The organism is Sphingopyxis sp., from assembly GCF_036675685.1.
Lineage (GTDB): Bacteria > Pseudomonadota > Alphaproteobacteria > Sphingomonadales > Sphingomonadaceae > Sphingopyxis.
In genome coordinates this window covers 67,881-85,377 of the sequence record NZ_JAKFEM010000017.1, presented here as the reverse complement: position 1 = coordinate 85,377, position 17,497 = coordinate 67,881, and the positions used below count along the sequence as shown (strand labels likewise).

The window sequence follows — 17,497 nt, the reverse complement described above, 5'->3', positions numbered from 1 at the left end:
GCATGGCCGCGAAGAAACTGAATCTCGATAATTTCCTGCCGTACCGCCTGTCCATCGCATCGAATGCCCTGTCGAGCCGGATTGCCGCCGAATATGAGAATCGCTTTGGGCTCAAGATTCCCGAATGGCGGCTGATGGCGGTGCTCGGCGAAGGCCAGCCAAAGACGCAGCGCGAGCTGGTCGAGGCGACGCGCATGGACAAGGTCACCGTGAACCGCGCGGCCAAGGCGCTCGCCGATCGGCATCTGATCGCGCGCCAGGCGCACGAGGCCGACGGGCGTTCGCACCATCTGGAGCTCACCGAAACGGGCTACTCGCTCTACGATGCCATTGTCCCCGCCGCGCTGGCGAGCGAGACGCAGCTCGAATCGAATATCAGCGCCGACGAGCGTGCCGCGCTCATGCGTATCCTTGCCAAGCTGACCGCCGCCGCTGAAGATTATGGCTGATCGCTCCTACCGCGCCGCGCCGCCGGGCGCGCTGCGCGTCGAGCCGCTGGGCGAGTTGACAGCCATCTTCGACCGCCGGTCGATGCAGACGCATCTCGTCGTCTCGCCGATCCCTGAAATCCTCGATGCGATGGGTGTCGACGCGTGCGACGCGGCGATGCTTGCGGCCCGGCTGGCCGCAACATTCGACTTCGATAGCGCCGACGACGCCCGGCCGATCCTCGCCGAACGGCTCGGCGAGCTTGCCGCGATGGGGCTGGTGGAGCGCGCGTGAGGCACAGCATACGCATCGCGGTCGGCCCGGTTCAGTTCCGCATCGGCAGCGACTGGGCGGAACCGATCGCGGCGCTGGGCCGTCTCTACGCCGGCTATCCGCAGGACGACGCGCGCCCCGCCGAGGCGACGGTGCGGCTGTTCGCGGCGCGGCCGTGGCGGCGCTGGCTGCGCCCCTCGGTGCATATCGGCGGCGACTTCATCGTTCCCGACGCGCTGCCGCTGCCGCTCTCGATGGGGTTGCTCGCGGCCGAGATGGGGATGAACCTGCAGGTCGCGCTCGGCTGGCGGCGGCATATGCTGCTCCACGCGAGCGCGGTGGAAAAGGACGGCCGCGCGCTGTTGATGTCGGGCGAATCGGGGTCGGGAAAGTCGACCCTCGCCGCCTTGCTGGGCGAAAGCGACTGGCGGCTGATGGGCGACGAGTTCACGCTGATCGATCCGGTCGGCGGCGACGCGCTGGCCTTTCCCCGCGCGGTCAGCCTGAAGAATGAAGCGATTGCCGAGGTCGCGGCGCGGGTCGATGCGGCGCGGCTTGGGCCGCTGCTTGCGGGAACGCCGAAGGGCGATATTCGCCATCTTATCCCGCGCGCCGAAGCGATCGCCGCGATGCACGAGCCCGCGCGCCCCGCGCTGCTGCTCTTCCCGCGCTTCGGTGGTGACGCGGCGATCGAACCGATGGGCGAGGGCGAGGCCTTTGTCCGCCTGACCGAGGCGTCGACCAACTATGTCGCGCTCGGCGAAACGGGCTTTGCCGCGCTGACCCGGCTCGTTCGCGAAACGCCCGCTTTCGGCATCTCCTATCCCGACGGCGCCACCGGCATCGCGCTCGTCGAGCAGTTATGGGCGGAGACGCCCAAATGAGCGCGGTACGGACTTTCGTCGACCTGCTCGCCGGCCAGCGTCACGCGCGCAGCCTCGCCTCCCAGGACTGGGATGGCGTGATCGGCGTCGCGCGTAGCGAAGCGATGCTCGCGACGCTCGCGCACCGCCTTGCCGACGCCGACCTGCCCCCCGCCGTCGCCGCGCTGTTCGCCGACCAGCGCGCTGCCGCCGCGGTCGCGCAGCGTCAGGCGCTGTGGGAGGCCGAAATGGCACGGCGCGCGCTCGCCCCGGCGGGAATCGAATTTGTGCTGCTCAAGGGCGCGGCCTATGCCGCCGCCGGCATGTCGTGCGCCGCGGGGCGGCAGATCGGCGATCTCGACATATTGGTGCTAGCGCACGACATCCGCCGCGCCGAAAACGACCTGCTCAAGGCCGGGTGGGAATGGGTGAAGTCCGACCCCTATGACGACGCCTATTACCGTCAGCATATGCACGAGCTGCCGCCGCTGATCCACAAGGTGCGCGACCGCATGATCGACGTCCACCACACGATATTACCGCGCACGCACCGGATCACCCCCGATGCACTGGCGCTGATGAGCGATGCCGTCGGGGCCGGGAGCGGCTTTGCGGTACTCCTTCCCACTGACATGGCATGCCACTGCGCCGCGCACATGCTGGCCGACGGCGATCTGCAGGGCGGGCTTCGCAACCTCTGGGATTTCCACACCATGACCCGCGACTTCGCGGCCGCCGACGCGGGCTTCTGGGGCCAGCTCGACGGGCGCGCGGCGTTGCACGGCTTGCAGGACGCGGTGCACCGCGCCGCGCGGCTGGCGCGCGATCTCTATGGCGCGGCGCTGCCGAGCGGGTGGGATCGGCAGGAGCCGACCGACGCCTGGTTCCGCCGCCGCCTCTTCGCGCGCGACGACTGGGGCCGTGTGACCGGCCCGCTGCTCGAACAGGCTTTCTACATCCGCTCGCACTGGCTGCGCATGCCGCCCGCGATGCTCGCGAAGCATCTCTGGACGAAGTGGCGGAGGCGCTAAGCTCCATATTGTTCCCCGGCGAGAGCCGGGGGCCAGCGGCTACCGTTGAAATGGACCCCGGCTTTTGCCGGGGATCACAAAGTTTCGAGCAGCGGCACCAATTCGTCAAAATGATCGATCACATGGTCGGCGCCAAGCTCCGGCGCGGGGCGGTCGAGAAAGCCGAAGCTGACCGCGACGCTCGGCACGCCCGCATTCTTCGCGGCCATCACATCATAGATGCTGTCGCCGACGAAGGCCGCGCGCCCGCCGCCGCATCGCTGGGTCATGGCATGGATCGGTTCGGGCGCGGGCTTGCGGACACCCAGCGTGTCACCGCCGATGATCGCCGCCATTCGGTCGGCAAGACCGAACTCGCCGAGCAGGACGCGCGCCAGATGCTCGGCCTTGTTGGTGACGACCGCGGTGCGCACGCCCAGCGCGCCCAGCCGGTCGAGCGCGGCGATCACACCGGGGAAGGGGCGGCTGTGGACCGCGATATGCGCTTCGTAGAAATCGAGCAGTTCGGGATAGAGCCGCTCGACCGCGCCATCGGGGACGCCGCCCGACGCGCGCAGACCTTCCTCGAGCATATGCTTCGCGCCACGCCCGATCATCGGCCGCACGGCCGCCTCGGCCAGCGGGGCGCGGTCCATCAGCCCCAGCGTATGATTGACCGCTGCCGCAAGGTCGCCGAGCGTATCGAGGAGCGTGCCGTCGAGGTCGAAGCCGACGATCGCGAAAGGAAATCCGTTCATCCGCCGCGCATGGCGCGATCCTCTGGAAACCGCAATGATTTGCTGGCATGGCAACGTGCATGAGCAACAAGATCGCCGCTATCGTCCTTGCCGCGGGCAAGGGCACCCGCATGAAGTCCGACCTGCACAAGGTGCTGCACCCGATCGCCGGGCGCCCCATGCTGCTGCACCTGATGGCGAGCGTCGACGAACTCAGCCCCGCGAAGAAGGTCGTGATCGTCGGCGACAAGGCCGACCAGCTCGAGGCGGCATTGGCGGGGAGCGCCGATCTGGCGGTGCAGGACCCGCAGCTCGGCACCGGCCACGCGGTGCAGCAGGGCGAGGCGGCGCTGGCCGGTTTCGACGGCGATGTGCTGATCCTCTACGGCGACGTGCCTTTCGTTCCCGCGGCGACGATGCGCGCCATGATCGACCGGCTCAACGCCCCCGACGCGCCCGCCGTCGTCGTGCTCGCGTTCGAGCCCGCCGATGCGCAGCAATATGGCCGTGTGATCACCGAAGGCGATCGCGTGACCAAGATGGTCGAGCACAAGGACGCAACCGAGGCCGAGCGCGCGGTGCGCCTCTGCAATTCGGGGCTGATGGCCGCGAAGTCGGCCGACCTGTTTGCGCTGCTCGCGCGCGTCACCGACGACAATGCTGCCGAGGAATATTACCTCGTCGACATCGTCAATATCGCGAACGCCGACGGGCGCCATTGCGCGGTCGTCGTTACCGATCCCTATGACGTCGCGGGCATCAACAGCCGCGGCGAGCTGGCAGCGATGGAAGGCGAGTGGCAGGCCCGCCGCCGTATGCAGGCCATGGCCGACGGCGCCAGCCTGATCGCGCCCGATACCGTCTGGTTCGCCTGGGATACCGAGCTTGGCCGCGATGTGCTGATCGAACCCAATGTCTTCTTCGGCCCGGGCGCGAAGATTGCGGACAATGTGAAGATCCGCGCGAATTGCCATATCGAAGGCGCCATCGTCGGTACGGGCTGCGAAGTCGGCCCCTTCGCGCGTCTTCGCCCCGGCACCATCCTCGGCGAGAAGGCAAAGATCGGCAATTTCGTCGAAACCAAGAAGGCGATTCTCGGCGATGGCGCCAAGGCGAACCACCTGACCTATCTGGGCGACGTCACCGTGGGCGCGCGCGCGAACATCGGCGCGGGCACGATCACCTGCAATTACGACGGCTATTTCAAATATAAGACCGAGATCGGCGAAAATGCCTTCATCGGGTCGAACAGCGCACTCATTGCGCCCGTCAGGATCGGCCGCGACGCGATCGTCGCGGCGGGCAGCGCCGTAACTCTCGACGTTGCCGACGGCGAGCTCCGCCTCGTCCGCGGCGAGCAGCTCGTCAAGCCCGGCTGGGCCGACCGCTTCCATGATGCGATGCGGAAGAAAAAGGCGGGCAAGTAGCTATCATGCCCGCGCCGACGCTGACCACGGCGCGCCTCGTGCTGCGTCAGCTCCGCGCCGACGATGCCGCGGCGCTGTTCCCGGTGCTGTCCGACGCCGAGCTGATGACCTGGTGGTCGAGCGGGGCGCACCAGTCGCTGGCCGAGACCGTGGATTACGTCGCGCGCAACGCGGCCGAGGGACAGGGCTGGCTTTGCTGGGCGATCACCATCGACGGCGACGATGCCGCGCTCGGCTGGGTCATCCTGATGGACGGCAAGCCCGGCGTCGGCGAGATCGGCTATATCCTGCACCGTGACAAATGGGGCGGCGGCATCGCGCGCGAGGCGGTGGGCCGTGTCGTCGATCATGCGTTCGGCGATCTCGGCCTCCGCCGCATCTTTGCCGACACCGATCCTGAAAACAGCGGGTCGATCGCGCTGCTCGAACATCTCGGTTTCCAGCACGAAGGGCGGCTGCGCGGCGAATGGCTGACGCATATCGGGGTACGCGATTCGCTGATCTTCGGCCTGCTCCGCGAGGAATGGAGCCGGTCGCCATAGCGGTGCCGCGATGATATGACCGCCGCACCCGCCGAACGGGCAGGAGGCGAATGATGGAAGACGGCGAATTGCTCGACCTGATCGCGAAGGGGCGGACCGACCTGATCGTCGATCTGCTTGCCCGCCCCGGCGGCGGCGCACGCGCAGCCGCCGGCCGCGTGTCCGCGCTGCAATGGCTCGTCTATTATGGCGACGCCACCGGCCTCCGCGCCGCACTCCATGCCGGCGCCGACTTCGCGAAGCTCGACCTCGGCGCCGAACTCGGCAATGCCGCCTTTTCGGGCCACTGGAAGGTCGCCGATTTTCTGATCGAGCACGGCGCCGACCCGAACTGGCGCGGCGCCGAAACCGGCGAAACCGTACTCCACGCCGCGCTGTCGAAGGCGGGCCGTCCCCATTATGCGATGACCGTGCGGCTGCTGCTCGACCATGGCGCCGACCCGAATGTCGCGACGGTCGCGGGCAGGGAAACCGGCGCTTTCATGCGCGATGCCCGCACCTGCGGCGAATATCCGCTCCATCTCGCCGCCGCCTATGCCGACACCGCGACGATCGCGTTGCTGCTGGGCGCCGGGGCGGACAAGCAGTGCCGCGACGCACATGGCGACACCCCGCTCGGCTGGGCAAGCCGCCACTTGCGACCCGGCGCAATCCTGCAATTGCTCGCGTACGGCGACCATGTCATCACCGACCGCCATGTCGCGCGGATTACCAGCGACCATGGCGCGGGATGGGGCTATGGGATGGAACGCAATATCCTCGGCGACTATCTGCCGCTATCGCTTTCGAAAAATCCGGAGAAGAAAAAGTGACCGATCGTTATACCGACAAGCCTTTCCTGCGGTTTGTCGACGCCTGGGTGCTGAAGGCGATCGGCCACCTCGACGAAGCGACCGAAACCTATTGCCAGGCGATGGTGCCCCAGCTTGAGCAGAGTTTCGGCCTGGCGGGAGACTGGGAGCAGATCGTCGAGAAGCAGATGAAATTCGCGCCCGAATTGAAGGCACAGATCCGGAAAATCTGGACCGAAGGCAAGGCGCGGTTCGAGGAAGGGAATGGCCAACCCGCCGACCCGGTGCAATTCGCCTATATTTTCGTCGACCGGAATTTCCCGCGTGCCTGAGATGGCGCGCGGCGCGACGCTGTTGCACGCCGTTGCCGCGATCACGGCCTGGGCGGCGCTGGCGCTCCAGCTGATCCTGCTCGTCGGAAACTTCGCCGACGAAGGCCGGCCGGCCGCGGCCGCAATCTGGCGCTTCGTCGGCTTTTTCACGATCCTCGCCAATTTCCTTGTGGCTATCGTATCGAGCGTTGCCGTGCTCGCATCGGATCATGCACTGGCATCCGCCCGCATACGGTTCGCGGCCCTGATCACGATTCTGCTCGTCGGCATCACCTATTCGCTCGCGCTGCGCCATGTCTGGAGCCCCGAGGGGTGGGGGGCGGTCGCCGACCATATGCTCCACGACGCGGTGCCGCTGCTCTACCTGCTCGCCTGGCTCGCGGCGCCGCATGGCGCGCTCGGCCGGCGCGATGCGCTATGGGCGTTGGTGCCGGGGGTGGCCTATTTCGCCTATGCGGTGATCCGCGGCGCCTTCGATGGCTGGTACGCTTATTATTTCCTCGATCTGCCCGCGCTCGGCGTCACCCGGTTTCTGGTCAATGCCGTGGTGATCTTGCTCGGCGTGCTGCTCATTTCCTTGCTGTTCCTCTGGATCGACAAGTTGCTTGCCCGTCGCACACTCCTTCCTTTGCCGGGCTTGCATTGATACCATGATATGATATCAAGATTTCATGCGCTTTCTCGCCGATATTCCTGAGGCCGACGTCCAATGGCTCGACGCGCTCGCGATCGAGCAAGGCGTGTCGCGTGCCGAACTCGTCCGCCGTGCGGTGGCATCCTATCGCGCCGACATTTCGGGTGACGCGATCGACAATGCCTTTGGTATCTGGCGCGGCCGCGACGACATCGGCGATGGGCTGAAATATCAGCGGCGCCTGCGGGGCAAGCGCGAATGATCGACGCGCAGTTCGACAGCGACATCCTCATCGACGCGCTCAACGGGGTCGAGGCGGCGCGCGCCGAAATTCGCCGCGCCGGGCGCAAAAGCATCAGCCGGATCAGCTGGACCGAAGTCATGTCGGCCGCCGACCCGGCATCGGTGAAGGCGGTCGAGGCGTTCCTCGGCTGCTTCGCGCTCGAGGAGGTCGGCGACGCGGTCGCGCGCCGCGCGGCCGCGCTGCGCGCCGAACGCAAGGGGTTGACGCTGGCCGACGCTTTCGTACTTGCGACCGCGCAAATCAGCGGCCGCATCCTCGTGACTCGCAATATCAAGGTGTTCCCGGCGGCTATGCCGGGTATTCGCGCCCCCTACACGCTTTAGAAGAAAGCCAGATCCATGTGCGGAATTATCGGAATCATCGGCAAGGCCCAGGTGGCGGATCGTCTCGTCGACGGGTTGAAGCGCATGGAATATCGCGGCTATGATTCGGCGGGTGTGTGCACGGTCGAGGGCGGCCAGCTGATACGCCGCCGCGCCGAGGGCAAGCTCGGCAACCTCGTCAAGGAACTCGGCAGCAATCCCGCGCCCGGGACCGTCGGCATCGCACACACGCGCTGGGCGACGCACGGCGCGCCGACGACGAGCAACGCGCATCCGCACGCGACGGGCGAAGTCGCGTTGGTCCACAACGGGATCATCGAGAATTTCAAGCCGCTGCGCGAGGCGCTGACCGGGCGCGGGCGGCGGTTCGAGAGCGACACCGATACCGAGGTCGTCGCGCATCTCGTTTCCGAACAGGTCGAGGCCGGCCAGTCGCCCGCCGACGCGGTGAAGGCGGTGCTGCCGCAGCTACGCGGCGCCTTCGCGCTCGCGATCGCGTTCCGCCAGCATCCCGACCTGCTGATCGGCGCGCGCCTCGGCTCGCCGCTTGTCGTCGGCTATGGCGAGGGCGAGACCTATCTCGGCAGCGACGCGCTCGCGCTCGCGCCGCTGACGCAGAAGATCGCCTATCTTGACGAGGGCGATTGGGTGATCATCGGGCGCGAAGGCGCGCAGATCTTCGACGCCGACAACAACCCGGTCACGCGCGAGATCACGACTTCGGGCGTCACCGCCGCGACGATCGAGAAGGGCAATTACCGCCACTTCATGCAGAAAGAGATTTTCGAGCAGCCGACCGTCGTCGCGCAGACGCTCTCCTCCTACATCCGTCCGCTCGAACAGACCGTCGCGCTGCCGCAGATGGATTTCGACCTCGCGGGCGTCGAGCGCATCACCATCGTCGCGTGCGGCACCAGCTTTTACGCCGGCATGGTCGCCAAATACTGGTTCGAAACCTTTGCGCGCGTCCCCGTCGACATCGATGTCGCCTCCGAGTTCCGCTACCGCGATCCGGTGCTCCAGCCCGGCGGACTCGCGCTCTTCATTTCGCAGTCGGGGGAGACCGCAGACACGCTCGCCGCGCTCCGCCATTGCAAGGCGCATGGCCAGACGATCGCGGTTGTCGTCAATGTGCCGACCAGCAGCATGGCGCGCGAGGCCGACCTGCTACTCCCGACCCACGCGGGGCCCGAAATCGGCGTCGCCTCGACCAAGGCCTTCACCTGCCAACTCGCGGTGCTCGCCGCGCTCGCCGCGCATCTCGCGCTCAAGAAAGGCAAGCTCAGCGCCGACGAAGAGCATGAGATCGTGAAGCATCTGATCGAGGCACCCGCCGCATTGAATGCCGCGCTCGCGCATGACGAGGACATCGCGGCGATGGCGCATCTCGTCGCCCCCGCGCGCGACGTCCTCTACCTCGGCCGCGGCCCCGACTATCCGCTTGCCTTGGAAGGCGCGCTCAAGCTCAAGGAAATCTCCTACATCCACGCCGAAGGCTATGCCTCGGGCGAGATGAAGCACGGCCCGATCGCGCTGATCGACGAGGCGGTCCCGGTGATCGTCCTTGCGCCCAGCGGCCCGCTGTTCGAAAAGACTGTGAGCAACATGCAGGAAGTCATGGCGCGCGGCGGCAAGGTCGTACTGATCAGCGACGCCGAAGGCCTCGCCGAAGCCGGCGACGGCTGCATGGCGACGATCGAAATGCCCAAGGTCCACCCGCTGATCGCGCCTTTGGTTTACGCGGTGCCGGTGCAGCTGCTGGCGTATCATGTCGCGGTGGCCAAGGGGACTGACGTGGATCAGCCGCGCAATCTGGCAAAGTCCGTGACGGTGGAGTGAGGGCGGCGCTGTTCACGGCGCGCCATTCCCGCTGGCGCCTTGCGCTGCTGGGAGCGGGGGCTGCCGCCTTCGAATTCGGCGGGCTTGTGATCACCGGCCTGTTCGGCCCGCCGCCCCGGCCGGGCGCCGAATGGTTCGGCTGGTTTTGCGTGATCTTTTTCGGGCTGGGCGGGCTGGCGATCATGCAGCGCCTGTTCGACCGCAGCGAGGCCGTTCGTATCGACGGCCGGGGGATCTATTTCAAACCCTGGTCGGAGCAGACGATCCCCTGGTCCGAAATCCGCGACGTGACCGTCTGGCAATTCCAGGGGCAAAAGCCGATCATCCTGCACTTGGCGGACCCCGGCCGCTTTCCGTCGAAGAAGCTCCTCGGCAAGGTCGCCGGCGCTAACCGCGCGCTGGCGGGCGGTGACGTCCCGATCAGCCTCGTCGGCACCGACGGCAATTTCGCCGATGCCATGGCGACCATCGACCGCTATCGGCGCAGCACATGAAACAAGCTGACGAGGAAAGCCTGCTTTTGACCTTGGAGCGTGCCCGATGAATTGGGAAACGACGTGCCATTGCGGCGCCGTCTCGGTGACGCTCGCGCACGCGCCAGTCGAGATTGCCGAATGCAATTGCTCGCTCTGCTATTCGCACGGCATCCTCTGGGCGTATCTGTCGCCGCGCGACGTGGTGATCGAGGGCGAGACGCGGACCTATAATCGCGCCGATCGGGAAACCCCCAATTCAGACCTGCATTTCTGCGCAACGTGCGGTTGCACGACGCACTGGTCGGCAACCGAGGGGCTGATCGAACGGATGGGCGAGGTCGACATGATGGGCGTGAACATGCGCCTGTTCGCTCCGTCGCAGCTGAGCGGTCTAAAGCTCAGCTTCCCCGATGGGCGGGGCTGGTCGGGCGAGGGGCCGTGGGGCTATGCGCGCGACCATGAGATCATGCGCTGACGGGAGATTATCGCTGGCATATCACTCCACCGCATTCGCCTGCGCAAGAATCGACGCCGCGATGTCCTCGATCGTGCCCGCGACGAGCAGCGGCGTGCCGCCGACCATGCCGACCTGCGTCTGGCCATTTTCGGCGGCGCGGAGCCAGGCGACATTTTCGGCGACGACCAGATAATTGCCGCCGCGCGAGTTGAGGGAAATGAATTTCATGATGTTGTCTCCTGACCCGGCCATCTTTGGGGGCAACATGTTGCATTCGCATAAACAGGAGTCGCCTCGGTGAGTTTCGCCGCGATCATCTTCGATTTCGATGGCGTCATCGCCGACAGCGAGGTGCGCGCGAACCAGTCGCTCGCCGAGAGCCTGACCGCGGTCGGCATGCCCGCGACCTATGACGAGTGCCTGCGCGACTATTACGGCCACAACTGGCAGGAGACCGAGCGGCGGATCGCCGCGCGTTATGGCCGTGCGCTGCCCACCGATTTCCGGGAGACGCACCGCGAGCGCGCCCGAGCGAACTATATGGAAGGCTTCGATCCCGTGCCCGGCGTCCCGGCGTTCCTCGACACGCTCGGCGCGCTGCCGCGCGCGATCGCCTCGTCGAGCCGCGCCGAATATATCGGCTGGGCGCTCGGGCTCTTCGGGCTGGGCCATCATTTCGGCGAGCAGATCTACAGCGCCGATGGCTGGGATCGCGGCAAGCCGTTTCCCGATATCTATCTGGCCGCCGCCAGGGGACTCGGTGTTGATCCGGCCGCGTGCCTCGTGATCGAGGATTCGCCGACCGGCGCGCAGGCGGCCATCGCGGCGGGGATGACAGTAATCGGCTTTTGCGGGGCAGGGCATATCGTTGACCGTTCGGGCCACGCCGCGATGCTGCGCGAGGTTGGTGTGCATCATGTGGCGCTGACGTTCGATGAGGTTGTTGCTCATATCCTCTAACTCGTCATTCCCGCGAAAGCGGGAACCCAGCGAGCAGACGTTGCAACTGGGTTCCCGCTTTCGCGGGAATGACGAAAGGGGAGGGTGGCAAGCTACTCAAAAACCGCTGTCCTATAAAAGCGGGCTGGATTAGCTTCGCCATCCGTTCGTACCCCGGCGACGGGACGGACAATCGAATCCCGAGTGAAGTTGCCCAGTTTTCCGCGACTTTTCCAAATGCCCTCCGAGGAGAGAGATATGTGCACCGAAAACACCGAAGCCGATCTCGACCGCGCGGGTCTGCCCGTCGGGCGGCGTAGTTTTGCCGCGCTCGCGGGTGCCGGGGCGCTGATCGCGGCGCTGCCCGCGCGCGCAATCGCCGGCAAGCCCGTGAAGGGTCGCGATGTCACGATCAAGACCGATGATGGCACTTGCGACGCCTATTTCGTCGCGCCCGCGAGCGGCAAACATCCCGGCGTGCTGATCTGGCCCGATATCCGCGGCCTGCGCCCCGCCTTTCGCCAGATGGCTGACCGGCTCGCGGGGGAGGGCTATGCAGTGCTGTGCGTCAATCCCTTCTACCGCTGGCAGAAGTCGCCGGTGGTTGACGCTGCCAACGATTTCAACGATCCCGCGATCCGCGAAAAACTGTTCGGCTATCTGAAGCAACTAAACCGGCCGATCGTCGAGACCGACGCCAAGGCGCACCTCGCCTTTCTCGACGCACAAAAGGAAGTCGATACCAAGCGCAAGATCGGCACCACCGGATATTGCATGGGCGGGGCGATGACGATCTACACCGCAGCGCTGAAACCCGATCGCGTCGGGGCGACGGGGAGCTTCCATGGCGGCGGCGTCGGCACCGACAAGCCCGACAGCCCGCACCTGCTGATCCCGCAAACCAATGCCGGCTACCTCTTCGCGATCGCCGACAACGACGACAAGGAAAGCCCGAACGAGAAGGTCCTGCTCAAGGCTGTGCTGGAACCGCGCAAGCAGTGGCACGAGGTCGAGGTCTATGCTGGCGCGATGCACGGCTGGTGCCCACCCGACGGCCGCGCTTACAACGAAGCCGCGGCGGAAAAGGCATGGGCGCGGATGCTGGCGTTGTTCAAGGCGAGCCTGTAGCTGGAGGACTGTCGGATGAATTGGACCGCATTGGCCCTCTATTTCGGAACCCTCGGTGTGATGGCCGGCATCCCGATCTATTTCGCCCGCCGCTATCGAGGACGCAAACCCGAAAGTCCGCCCTCGCCACCACCTATTGTCGACCGGATCGGAACCGGCGATGGCGTGGCTTACGAGCGCGGCTGGCGGGTCGACGAGGCTGCCATGCTGCTCGACAATGACGAGTTTCCACCGTCGCGCGGTTGAGGCATCCGGTCAGCGGCTCGCGGCATAGCTCGCATAGACGCGCTGGCCGGCGGGGCCGAAGGTCGTGACCTTATACGCCTCGCGGTGGTCGCCATGCTCCATGCCGGGAGAGCCCGTCGGCATCCCGGCGACGGCGAGGCCCTTCACGCCCTTCGGCTTCTCGCGGAGCAGGCGGCTGATCTCCTTCGCGGGCACATGGCCCTCGATCACATAGCCGCCGACAAGCACGGTGTGGCAGCTGCGCAGCGCCTGCGGCACCCCCTGCTTGTCCTTCACCGCCGCCATGTCGGGCGAATTGACGATCACCGCCTTCTGCCCGAACGACGCCTTCACCTGCTCGAGCCATTTGAGGCAGCAGCCGCAGCCCGCGTCGCGGAACATCACCGGGTTCGCGGCGTGGGCAAGGCTGACGGTGGCGGTGAAAGCAGCGAGCGCGAACATCGCGCGGCGGGCAGGAATCATCGCAAAATCCTTTTGGCAGACAGGCGGGCGAACCTATAGGCTAGGGTGATGAAAGTCCATTTCATCCGGTCGGGCGAGCGGCGCTACAGCGTGCGGATCGTGCGCGCCGAAGGGCCTGCGCTCGTGATGGACCCGGCGCCGGGGTTCGATCCCGACCTGCCGCATGACATGGTCCATTTCGTCGTCGAGGCGGCGCTGGGGCTGAAGACCGGGGTGTTCGGCCAGATCGCCGCGGGCGGTAATGCCGGCTCTTTTCGCGTCGAGGCGGCGGATGGCGCGCTGTCGGCGAAGGAGCGCCAGCGCGCGGTACGAAAGCAGGTCGTGAAAGGCGCGAAGCTGGTCAAGAGCCAGGGCCGCGAAGGCGAATTGTCCGAACTTGCCGCCTTCCTGTTCGACGTCGACTGGCGGAGTCAGTCGCGCCCCGACAGCGCGGCGCAGCGCGCGGCGCTCGGCGAGGCCGAGCGCACGCGTCGGTCGCTGAGCACCGATGAGCGGGCGCGGATCGACGCCGCGCGGCCGCGCGTGCTCGAACGGTTCGAGCGGCTTTCGAAAGCGTGGCGCGCGCTTCGGGTCGGCGAGGCGCTGGTGCTCGAATGGCCCTCCGGGGAAATCCTCTAGCGCGTCATCCCGATCGGACGAGCAATCAGATCAGCAGCGCGAGCGACCCCACCAGCAGCGCCGCCATCGTCCAGTTGAAGGCGCGGAGCCGCTTGCGGCTCGACAGCCAGCCGCGCAGCACCTGGCCCATCACCGCCCACAGGCTGGTCGAGGGCAGGTTGATGATCCCGAAGACGACCGCAACGAGCAACACCGCGCCGATGTTGCGGTCGGGCGCGTAAAGCGCGATCGCGGTCAGCGCCATCGACCACGCCTTGGGATTGACCCACTGGAAGAGCACCGCCTGCAGGAAGGTCATCGGCTTGCCCTGCGAACTGCCTGCGGTGTCGGGCGCCGCGGAATTGGCGATCTTCCACGCGAGCCAGAGCAGATAGACGACGCTCACGACCTTGAGCACGATGCCCAGCACCGGGAACAGGTCGAACAATCCCATCAGCCCGACCCCGACGAGGACGATCATCAAGGTGAAGCCGAAGCCGACACCGAGCGCGTGCGGGATGGTGCGGCGAAGGCCGAAATTGGCGCCCGATGCCATCAGCATCATATTGTTCGGCCCCGGCGTGATCGACGAGACGAGCGCGAAGGCGGAGAGCGCGAGGAGGGTGGTTTGGTTCATGCGCGCAACATAATGCGTTCTGACATGCAATGGGTTGCAAAGATGGGCGATCAAGTGGTAATTTGTGCAATCTATGAGTGATATTGATGCCATTGGACGCAAGATATTGCGCGAACTGTCGCAGGACGGGCGAATCTCCAATATCGAACTTGCCGAGCGTGTGGGCCTGTCGCCGTCAGCCTGTTTGCGGCGCGTGCAGGAACTCGAACGGAGCGGTGTGATCACCGGCTATCGTGCGCGGATCGACCCGGCCAAGGTGGGGTTTGGCTTTCTCGCCTATGTGACCGTCGGCCTGTCGACGCACACGAAGCAGGCGCAGGAAGATTTCGAGGCGGCGATGGCGCTCGCGCCCGAGGTGCGCGAATGCCATAATATCACCGGCGCGATCGAATATCTGCTGCGCGTCGAGGCCGCCGATCTCGCGGCCTACAAGCATTTCCATACCGAGGTGCTCGGCGTGCTGCCGCAAGTCAATGCGATCACCACCTATGTGCTGATGGGTTCGCCGAAGGACGAGCGGGCATAGTTTTTCTTCGCCGTGCCCGCGAAGGGGTGAGCTTGAACCGCGGCCCCCGCCACCGCATATCGGTTTCATGACGAAACTTTCCTTTCTCGACCTCGTGCCCGTTACCGACACCGGCACGATCTCCCAGTCGCTCGCCAATGCAGCCGATCTTGCCCGCCACGCCGAGGCACTCGGCTACGAACGCTATTGGGTCGCCGAGCATCACGGCATGGCGGGGATCGCGAGCGCCGCGACCTCGGTCGTGCTCGCGCATATCGGGCAGGCGACCGCAACGATCCGCATCGGGGCGGGCGGGATCATGTTGCCGAACCACGCCCCGATGGTGATCGCCGAACAGTTCGGCACGCTCGAGGCGCTGTTCCCCGGCCGCGTCGACCTCGGCCTCGGCCGCGCGCCCGGCTCCGATGGCGTCGTCGCGCGCGCCTTGCGCCGCAATCTCGCCAGCGACGAGCGCCAGTTCCCGCAGGATGTCCTCGAGCTTCAGGCCTTTCTAGCCGGTGACGATCGCATCGGCATTCGCGCCGTGCCGGGCGAGGGGACACATGTTCCGCTCTGGATTCTGGGCTCGAGCCTGTTCGGCGCGCAGCTCGCGGCGATGCTGGGTCTGCCCTATGCCTTCGCCAGCCATTTCGCGCCCGACGCGCTCGACGAGGCGCTCGACATTTATCGCCGCCAGTTCAAACCGTCGGCGCAGCTCGCCGAGCCCTATGCGGCGGCCGCGTTCAACGCCTTCGCCGCCGACAGCCGCGAGGAAGCCGAACTGCTCGCCTCGACCCAGCAGCAGGCGTTCGTTGCGCTGCGCACCGGCAATCCAGGACGGATGAAGCCTCCGCTTGCGGGCTATAAGGACAGCCTGCCGCCCAACGCGCGCGCGATCCTCGATCATGTCCTGCAATGCTCGGCGGTCGGCACCGTCGACGATATTGCCGCGGGGCTCAAGGCTTTCGTAGCGCGCACCGGGGTCGACGAGGTGATCGTCGCGTCGTCGATGTATGATCATGGCGCGCGAAAACATTCGCTCGCGTTGACGATCGAAGCGGCAAAGGCGCTTTAAGGACCCGCGTCCGCAGGTTCGGGGCGGAAGCTGAGGCTCGCGAGGCGCCACGCAAGGTCGTCGCCCATCAGCTCATTGGCGGTCGGAATATCCTTGGGCGGTGCGCAATCGACTTCGGCGGCGATGTAGCGGCCTGTCTCGCGCAGCCGGACATCGGCGTTCTCGAAGCGCGCCTTGAGCGCCGCGATCAATCGCTCGGCGTCGTCGGACAGCCTGTTGGAATCGAGCGCGCGGGGTGTGCCATCGAGTAACTCGGAGACCGCCTTTTCGAGCGCGCCGATCGCATCCTTGACGATCGACAGCGAAATGAACAGCGCCGCGGTCGCATCGGCCCACCACCAGCCGAGCCCGATACCTATGATCCCCGCGATACCCGCCAGACCCGTCTGCCAGTCGGCCTTTTGCATCAGCGCGTCGGTGTGCAGCACCTTGTCGCAAATGCGCTCGGCGACGGGCTGCTTCATATGGCCGAGGATGATCGGCGGAACGACCGAATAGGCGAGCGCGGCGATCATCAGCCAGCCGAGCCAGATCGTGTGGCCGAACAGGGTGATGCCGCCGACGGTCGGATGCTCCTGCCGAATCAGCGTTGTGACGCTCTCATAGGCCAGGAAGCCGCCCACCGAGAGCAGCGCCGTCGCCGCGACAAGAAAGGCAAGGCTGTTCGCGCGGCGATAGCCGAAGGGAAAGCGGCGGTTGGGCCGGCGTCGTTCCCAGTGTACGGAGAGCAGAAAGACGATTGCGGGGACGAGGCTGAGCAGATCCTCGATCACCGCGGCCTTCATCGCTTGGCTCGATCCCATCACCAGCCACATGACGAGGACGACGCTGACCATCCAGCCGAGCGTCCAATATTCGAGCCGTTCGCCGCGCTTTACATCGGCCGCGATCGCACGCGGAATGCCGCCGTGCAGGCTCATTCGGCCGTCTCGGCCACGGCGCGGTCGGTGGCGAGGATGAAGGCATTTTCGCCGTTTCGCCGCGCGATGCGCAGCACGGGCTGTTTGCTGTTCTTCGGCTCGGCGCGCGCGACGGGTTTCGACAGCGAAATATGGGCCTGCCAGGGTGAGGCCTTGGCGAAATGGCCGACGATGGCGTCGACCTTGCCATCCTCCAGCCAGTGCGGTGCATGTTCGCCATGGACCGCGACCATCGCGAGGCGGGCGTCATGCTGCGCGGCATAGGCATGGAGGAGCGCCAGCGCGGGTGCGGCATCGGGTGTGCCCGGAAGCACGGCGATGCGCATCTCGCCGCTGCGCTCGATCCGTTCGGTGGCGCCCGACGCATCGCGCGGCAGCGCATCGCACCCGGCGAGTGCCGGCAGCAGGAACAAGAGGTTGAGCCGATGGCGCATCATTCCAGCGAACGCGGTGCCATCGCCTTGGTTGCGCCACATGCTGCCCATGTTGACGCGGCTCCGGCAGCGGCAGTATAGGGTCGGCCCGACCAAGGGCGGCCCGTTTGGGGTCGC

General features: G+C 66.2%; 26 protein-coding genes. 20 read left to right on the top strand and 6 right to left on the bottom strand.

The genetic code is table 11. From position 1 onward, the window contains the following. The first annotated feature begins 2 nt into the window (after window positions 1–2). From V6M50_RS08060 to V6M50_RS08045, 4 genes are read left to right on the top strand one after another with little or no spacing between them, the layout of a single operon-like run. Window positions 3–449 carry a MarR family winged helix-turn-helix transcriptional regulator gene (locus tag V6M50_RS08060; protein ID WP_332818036.1) on the top strand — a complete coding sequence of 149 codons (447 nt, stop codon included), beginning with the start codon at window positions 3–5 and terminating at the stop codon, window positions 447–449. Continuing rightward, window positions 442–723, top strand: coding sequence for an HPr-rel-A system PqqD family peptide chaperone (locus tag V6M50_RS08055; protein WP_332818035.1), 282 nt, complete (start codon window positions 442–444; stop codon window positions 721–723). The genes V6M50_RS08060 and V6M50_RS08055 overlap by 8 nt, the downstream gene beginning before the upstream one ends. Beyond that, the gene (locus V6M50_RS08050; RefSeq protein WP_332818034.1) at window positions 720–1,586 is read left to right on the top strand and encodes an HprK-related kinase A; all 867 of its coding nucleotides are present in this window, start codon (window positions 720–722) and stop codon (window positions 1,584–1,586) included. Before V6M50_RS08055 ends, V6M50_RS08050 begins: the two co-directional genes overlap by 4 nt. Continuing rightward, a complete protein-coding gene (locus V6M50_RS08045) occupies window positions 1,583–2,596 on the top strand; it encodes a nucleotidyltransferase domain-containing protein (RefSeq protein ID WP_332818033.1) in 1,014 nt (337 codons plus the stop codon). The genes V6M50_RS08050 and V6M50_RS08045 overlap by 4 nt, the downstream gene beginning before the upstream one ends. A 74-nt stretch (window positions 2,597–2,670) precedes the next feature. Here the strand turns inward: V6M50_RS08045 and V6M50_RS08040 are convergent, their stop codons facing one another. After that, the gene (locus tag V6M50_RS08040) at window positions 2,671–3,333 is read right to left on the bottom strand and encodes an HAD-IA family hydrolase (RefSeq protein ID WP_332818032.1); all 663 of its coding nucleotides are present in this window, start codon (window positions 3,331–3,333) and stop codon (window positions 2,671–2,673) included. Window positions 3,334–3,392: 59 nt separating this feature from the next. Here V6M50_RS08040 and glmU point away from each other — a divergent pair, with 59 nt between their 5' ends. From glmU to V6M50_RS07990, 10 genes are read left to right on the top strand one after another with little or no spacing between them, the layout of a single operon-like run. Beyond that, complete coding sequence (gene glmU / locus V6M50_RS08035; RefSeq protein WP_332818031.1) at window positions 3,393–4,739, top strand: bifunctional UDP-N-acetylglucosamine diphosphorylase/glucosamine-1-phosphate N-acetyltransferase GlmU; 1,347 nt, start codon at window positions 3,393–3,395, stop codon at window positions 4,737–4,739. A 5-nt stretch (window positions 4,740–4,744) separates the two neighbouring features. Then, window positions 4,745–5,281, top strand: coding sequence for a GNAT family N-acetyltransferase (locus V6M50_RS08030; protein WP_332818030.1), 537 nt, complete (start codon window positions 4,745–4,747; stop codon window positions 5,279–5,281). 50 nt (window positions 5,282–5,331) lie between these two features. Then, a complete protein-coding gene (locus V6M50_RS08025) occupies window positions 5,332–6,093 on the top strand; it encodes an ankyrin repeat domain-containing protein (RefSeq protein ID WP_332818029.1) in 762 nt (253 codons plus the stop codon). After that, complete coding sequence (locus V6M50_RS08020; RefSeq protein WP_332818028.1) at window positions 6,090–6,404, top strand: hypothetical protein; 315 nt, start codon at window positions 6,090–6,092, stop codon at window positions 6,402–6,404. The genes V6M50_RS08025 and V6M50_RS08020 overlap by 4 nt, the downstream gene beginning before the upstream one ends. 1 nt (window position 6,405) lies before the next feature. Continuing rightward, complete coding sequence (locus tag V6M50_RS08015) at window positions 6,406–7,050, top strand: Pr6Pr family membrane protein (protein ID WP_332818075.1); 645 nt, start codon at window positions 6,406–6,408, stop codon at window positions 7,048–7,050. Between the two features lie 25 nt (window positions 7,051–7,075). Then, window positions 7,076–7,300, top strand: a complete 225-nt coding sequence (locus tag V6M50_RS08010) for a CopG family transcriptional regulator (RefSeq protein ID WP_332818027.1) — start codon at window positions 7,076–7,078, stop codon at window positions 7,298–7,300. Then, on the top strand, window positions 7,297–7,665 hold the full coding sequence (locus V6M50_RS08005; protein WP_332818026.1) for a PIN domain-containing protein: 369 nt from the start codon (window positions 7,297–7,299) through the stop codon (window positions 7,663–7,665). The genes V6M50_RS08010 and V6M50_RS08005 overlap by 4 nt, the downstream gene beginning before the upstream one ends. 15 nt (window positions 7,666–7,680) lie before the next feature. Then, a complete protein-coding gene (gene glmS / locus V6M50_RS08000) occupies window positions 7,681–9,504 on the top strand; it encodes a glutamine--fructose-6-phosphate transaminase (isomerizing) (RefSeq protein ID WP_332818025.1) in 1,824 nt (607 codons plus the stop codon). After that, window positions 9,501–9,998 (top strand): STM3941 family protein, encoded by a 498-nt coding sequence (locus tag V6M50_RS07995; protein ID WP_332818024.1) that lies wholly within the window; start codon window positions 9,501–9,503, stop codon window positions 9,996–9,998. Before glmS ends, V6M50_RS07995 begins: the two co-directional genes overlap by 4 nt. A 46-nt stretch (window positions 9,999–10,044) precedes the next feature. Further along, window positions 10,045–10,455 (top strand): GFA family protein, encoded by a 411-nt coding sequence (locus V6M50_RS07990; protein ID WP_332818023.1) that lies wholly within the window; start codon window positions 10,045–10,047, stop codon window positions 10,453–10,455. 21 nt (window positions 10,456–10,476) lie between these two features. Here the strand turns inward: V6M50_RS07990 and V6M50_RS07985 are convergent, their stop codons facing one another. Beyond that, window positions 10,477–10,665 (bottom strand): hypothetical protein, encoded by a 189-nt coding sequence (locus tag V6M50_RS07985; protein ID WP_332818022.1) that lies wholly within the window; start codon window positions 10,663–10,665, stop codon window positions 10,477–10,479. 69 nt (window positions 10,666–10,734) lie between these two features. On the opposite strand from V6M50_RS07985, the gene V6M50_RS07980 reads away from it, so the two are divergent. The 3 genes from V6M50_RS07980 to V6M50_RS07970 all read left to right on the top strand — a co-directional run bounded on the left by V6M50_RS07980 (window position 10,735) and on the right by V6M50_RS07970 (window position 12,750). Then, a complete protein-coding gene (locus V6M50_RS07980) occupies window positions 10,735–11,397 on the top strand; it encodes an HAD family hydrolase (protein ID WP_332818021.1) in 663 nt (220 codons plus the stop codon). A gap of 237 nt (window positions 11,398–11,634) precedes the next feature. Continuing rightward, window positions 11,635–12,504, top strand: coding sequence for a dienelactone hydrolase family protein (locus V6M50_RS07975; protein ID WP_332818020.1), 870 nt, complete (start codon window positions 11,635–11,637; stop codon window positions 12,502–12,504). Between the two features lie 15 nt (window positions 12,505–12,519). Next, the gene (locus tag V6M50_RS07970; protein ID WP_332818019.1) at window positions 12,520–12,750 is read left to right on the top strand and encodes a hypothetical protein; all 231 of its coding nucleotides are present in this window, start codon (window positions 12,520–12,522) and stop codon (window positions 12,748–12,750) included. A gap of 9 nt (window positions 12,751–12,759) precedes the next feature. Here the strand turns inward: V6M50_RS07970 and V6M50_RS07965 are convergent, their stop codons facing one another. Next, complete coding sequence (locus V6M50_RS07965; protein ID WP_332818018.1) at window positions 12,760–13,212, bottom strand: DUF411 domain-containing protein; 453 nt, start codon at window positions 13,210–13,212, stop codon at window positions 12,760–12,762. A gap of 48 nt (window positions 13,213–13,260) precedes the next feature. On the opposite strand from V6M50_RS07965, the gene V6M50_RS07960 reads away from it, so the two are divergent. Beyond that, window positions 13,261–13,830 (top strand): hypothetical protein, encoded by a 570-nt coding sequence (locus V6M50_RS07960; protein ID WP_332818017.1) that lies wholly within the window; start codon window positions 13,261–13,263, stop codon window positions 13,828–13,830. 25 nt (window positions 13,831–13,855) lie between these two features. Here the strand turns inward: V6M50_RS07960 and V6M50_RS07955 are convergent, their stop codons facing one another. After that, a complete protein-coding gene (locus V6M50_RS07955; RefSeq protein ID WP_332818016.1) occupies window positions 13,856–14,446 on the bottom strand; it encodes a LysE family translocator in 591 nt (196 codons plus the stop codon). A gap of 73 nt (window positions 14,447–14,519) precedes the next feature. Between V6M50_RS07955 and V6M50_RS07950 the strand changes: the two genes are divergently transcribed. Further along, on the top strand, window positions 14,520–14,972 hold the full coding sequence (locus V6M50_RS07950; RefSeq protein ID WP_332818015.1) for an Lrp/AsnC family transcriptional regulator: 453 nt from the start codon (window positions 14,520–14,522) through the stop codon (window positions 14,970–14,972). Window positions 14,973–15,039: 67 nt separating this feature from the next. Beyond that, window positions 15,040–16,026 carry an LLM class flavin-dependent oxidoreductase gene (locus tag V6M50_RS07945; RefSeq protein ID WP_332818014.1) on the top strand — a complete coding sequence of 329 codons (987 nt, stop codon included), beginning with the start codon at window positions 15,040–15,042 and terminating at the stop codon, window positions 16,024–16,026. Here V6M50_RS07945 and V6M50_RS07940 read toward each other — a convergent pair. Further along, entirely contained in the window at window positions 16,023–16,946 is a 924-nt protein-coding gene (locus tag V6M50_RS07940; protein ID WP_332818013.1) for a cation diffusion facilitator family transporter, read from the bottom strand. The genes V6M50_RS07945 and V6M50_RS07940 overlap by 4 nt on opposite strands. After that, the gene (locus tag V6M50_RS07935; protein WP_332818012.1) at window positions 16,943–17,431 is read right to left on the bottom strand and encodes a hypothetical protein; all 489 of its coding nucleotides are present in this window, start codon (window positions 17,429–17,431) and stop codon (window positions 16,943–16,945) included. Before V6M50_RS07935 ends, V6M50_RS07940 begins: the two co-directional genes overlap by 4 nt. Window positions 17,432–17,497: the final 66 nt, after the last annotated feature.

Bases quoted from the DNA above. Each gene is read 5' to 3' on its own strand.
- V6M50_RS07935 (WP_332818012.1), bottom strand. From the start codon at position 17,431: ATGGGCAGCATGTGGCGCAACCAAGGCGATGGCACCGCGTTCGCTGGA.
- V6M50_RS08040 (WP_332818032.1), bottom strand. From the start codon at position 3,333: ATGAACGGATTTCCTTTCGCGATCGTCGGCTTCGACCTCGACGGCACG.
- glmS (WP_332818025.1), top strand. From the start codon at position 7,681: ATGTGCGGAATTATCGGAATCATCGGCAAGGCCCAGGTGGCGGATCGT.
- glmU (WP_332818031.1), top strand. From the start codon at position 3,393: ATGAGCAACAAGATCGCCGCTATCGTCCTTGCCGCGGGCAAGGGCACC.
- V6M50_RS07940 (WP_332818013.1), bottom strand. From the start codon at position 16,946: ATGAGCCTGCACGGCGGCATTCCGCGTGCGATCGCGGCCGATGTAAAG.
- V6M50_RS07975 (WP_332818020.1), top strand. From the start codon at position 11,635: ATGTGCACCGAAAACACCGAAGCCGATCTCGACCGCGCGGGTCTGCCC.
- V6M50_RS08060 (WP_332818036.1), top strand. From the start codon at position 3: ATGGCCGCGAAGAAACTGAATCTCGATAATTTCCTGCCGTACCGCCTG.
- V6M50_RS08015 (WP_332818075.1), top strand. From the start codon at position 6,406: ATGGCGCGCGGCGCGACGCTGTTGCACGCCGTTGCCGCGATCACGGCC.
- V6M50_RS07985 (WP_332818022.1), bottom strand. From the start codon at position 10,665: ATGAAATTCATTTCCCTCAACTCGCGCGGCGGCAATTATCTGGTCGTC.
- V6M50_RS08005 (WP_332818026.1), top strand. From the start codon at position 7,297: ATGATCGACGCGCAGTTCGACAGCGACATCCTCATCGACGCGCTCAAC.
- V6M50_RS08045 (WP_332818033.1), top strand. From the start codon at position 1,583: ATGAGCGCGGTACGGACTTTCGTCGACCTGCTCGCCGGCCAGCGTCAC.
- V6M50_RS07950 (WP_332818015.1), top strand. From the start codon at position 14,520: ATGAGTGATATTGATGCCATTGGACGCAAGATATTGCGCGAACTGTCG.
- V6M50_RS07990 (WP_332818023.1), top strand. From the start codon at position 10,045: ATGAATTGGGAAACGACGTGCCATTGCGGCGCCGTCTCGGTGACGCTC.
- V6M50_RS08055 (WP_332818035.1), top strand. From the start codon at position 442: ATGGCTGATCGCTCCTACCGCGCCGCGCCGCCGGGCGCGCTGCGCGTC.
- V6M50_RS08030 (WP_332818030.1), top strand. From the start codon at position 4,745: ATGCCCGCGCCGACGCTGACCACGGCGCGCCTCGTGCTGCGTCAGCTC.
- V6M50_RS07970 (WP_332818019.1), top strand. From the start codon at position 12,520: ATGAATTGGACCGCATTGGCCCTCTATTTCGGAACCCTCGGTGTGATG.
- V6M50_RS07960 (WP_332818017.1), top strand. From the start codon at position 13,261: ATGAAAGTCCATTTCATCCGGTCGGGCGAGCGGCGCTACAGCGTGCGG.
- V6M50_RS07945 (WP_332818014.1), top strand. From the start codon at position 15,040: ATGACGAAACTTTCCTTTCTCGACCTCGTGCCCGTTACCGACACCGGC.
- V6M50_RS07965 (WP_332818018.1), bottom strand. From the start codon at position 13,212: ATGATTCCTGCCCGCCGCGCGATGTTCGCGCTCGCTGCTTTCACCGCC.
- V6M50_RS07955 (WP_332818016.1), bottom strand. From the start codon at position 14,446: ATGAACCAAACCACCCTCCTCGCGCTCTCCGCCTTCGCGCTCGTCTCG.
- V6M50_RS08025 (WP_332818029.1), top strand. From the start codon at position 5,332: ATGATGGAAGACGGCGAATTGCTCGACCTGATCGCGAAGGGGCGGACC.
- V6M50_RS08010 (WP_332818027.1), top strand. From the start codon at position 7,076: ATGCGCTTTCTCGCCGATATTCCTGAGGCCGACGTCCAATGGCTCGAC.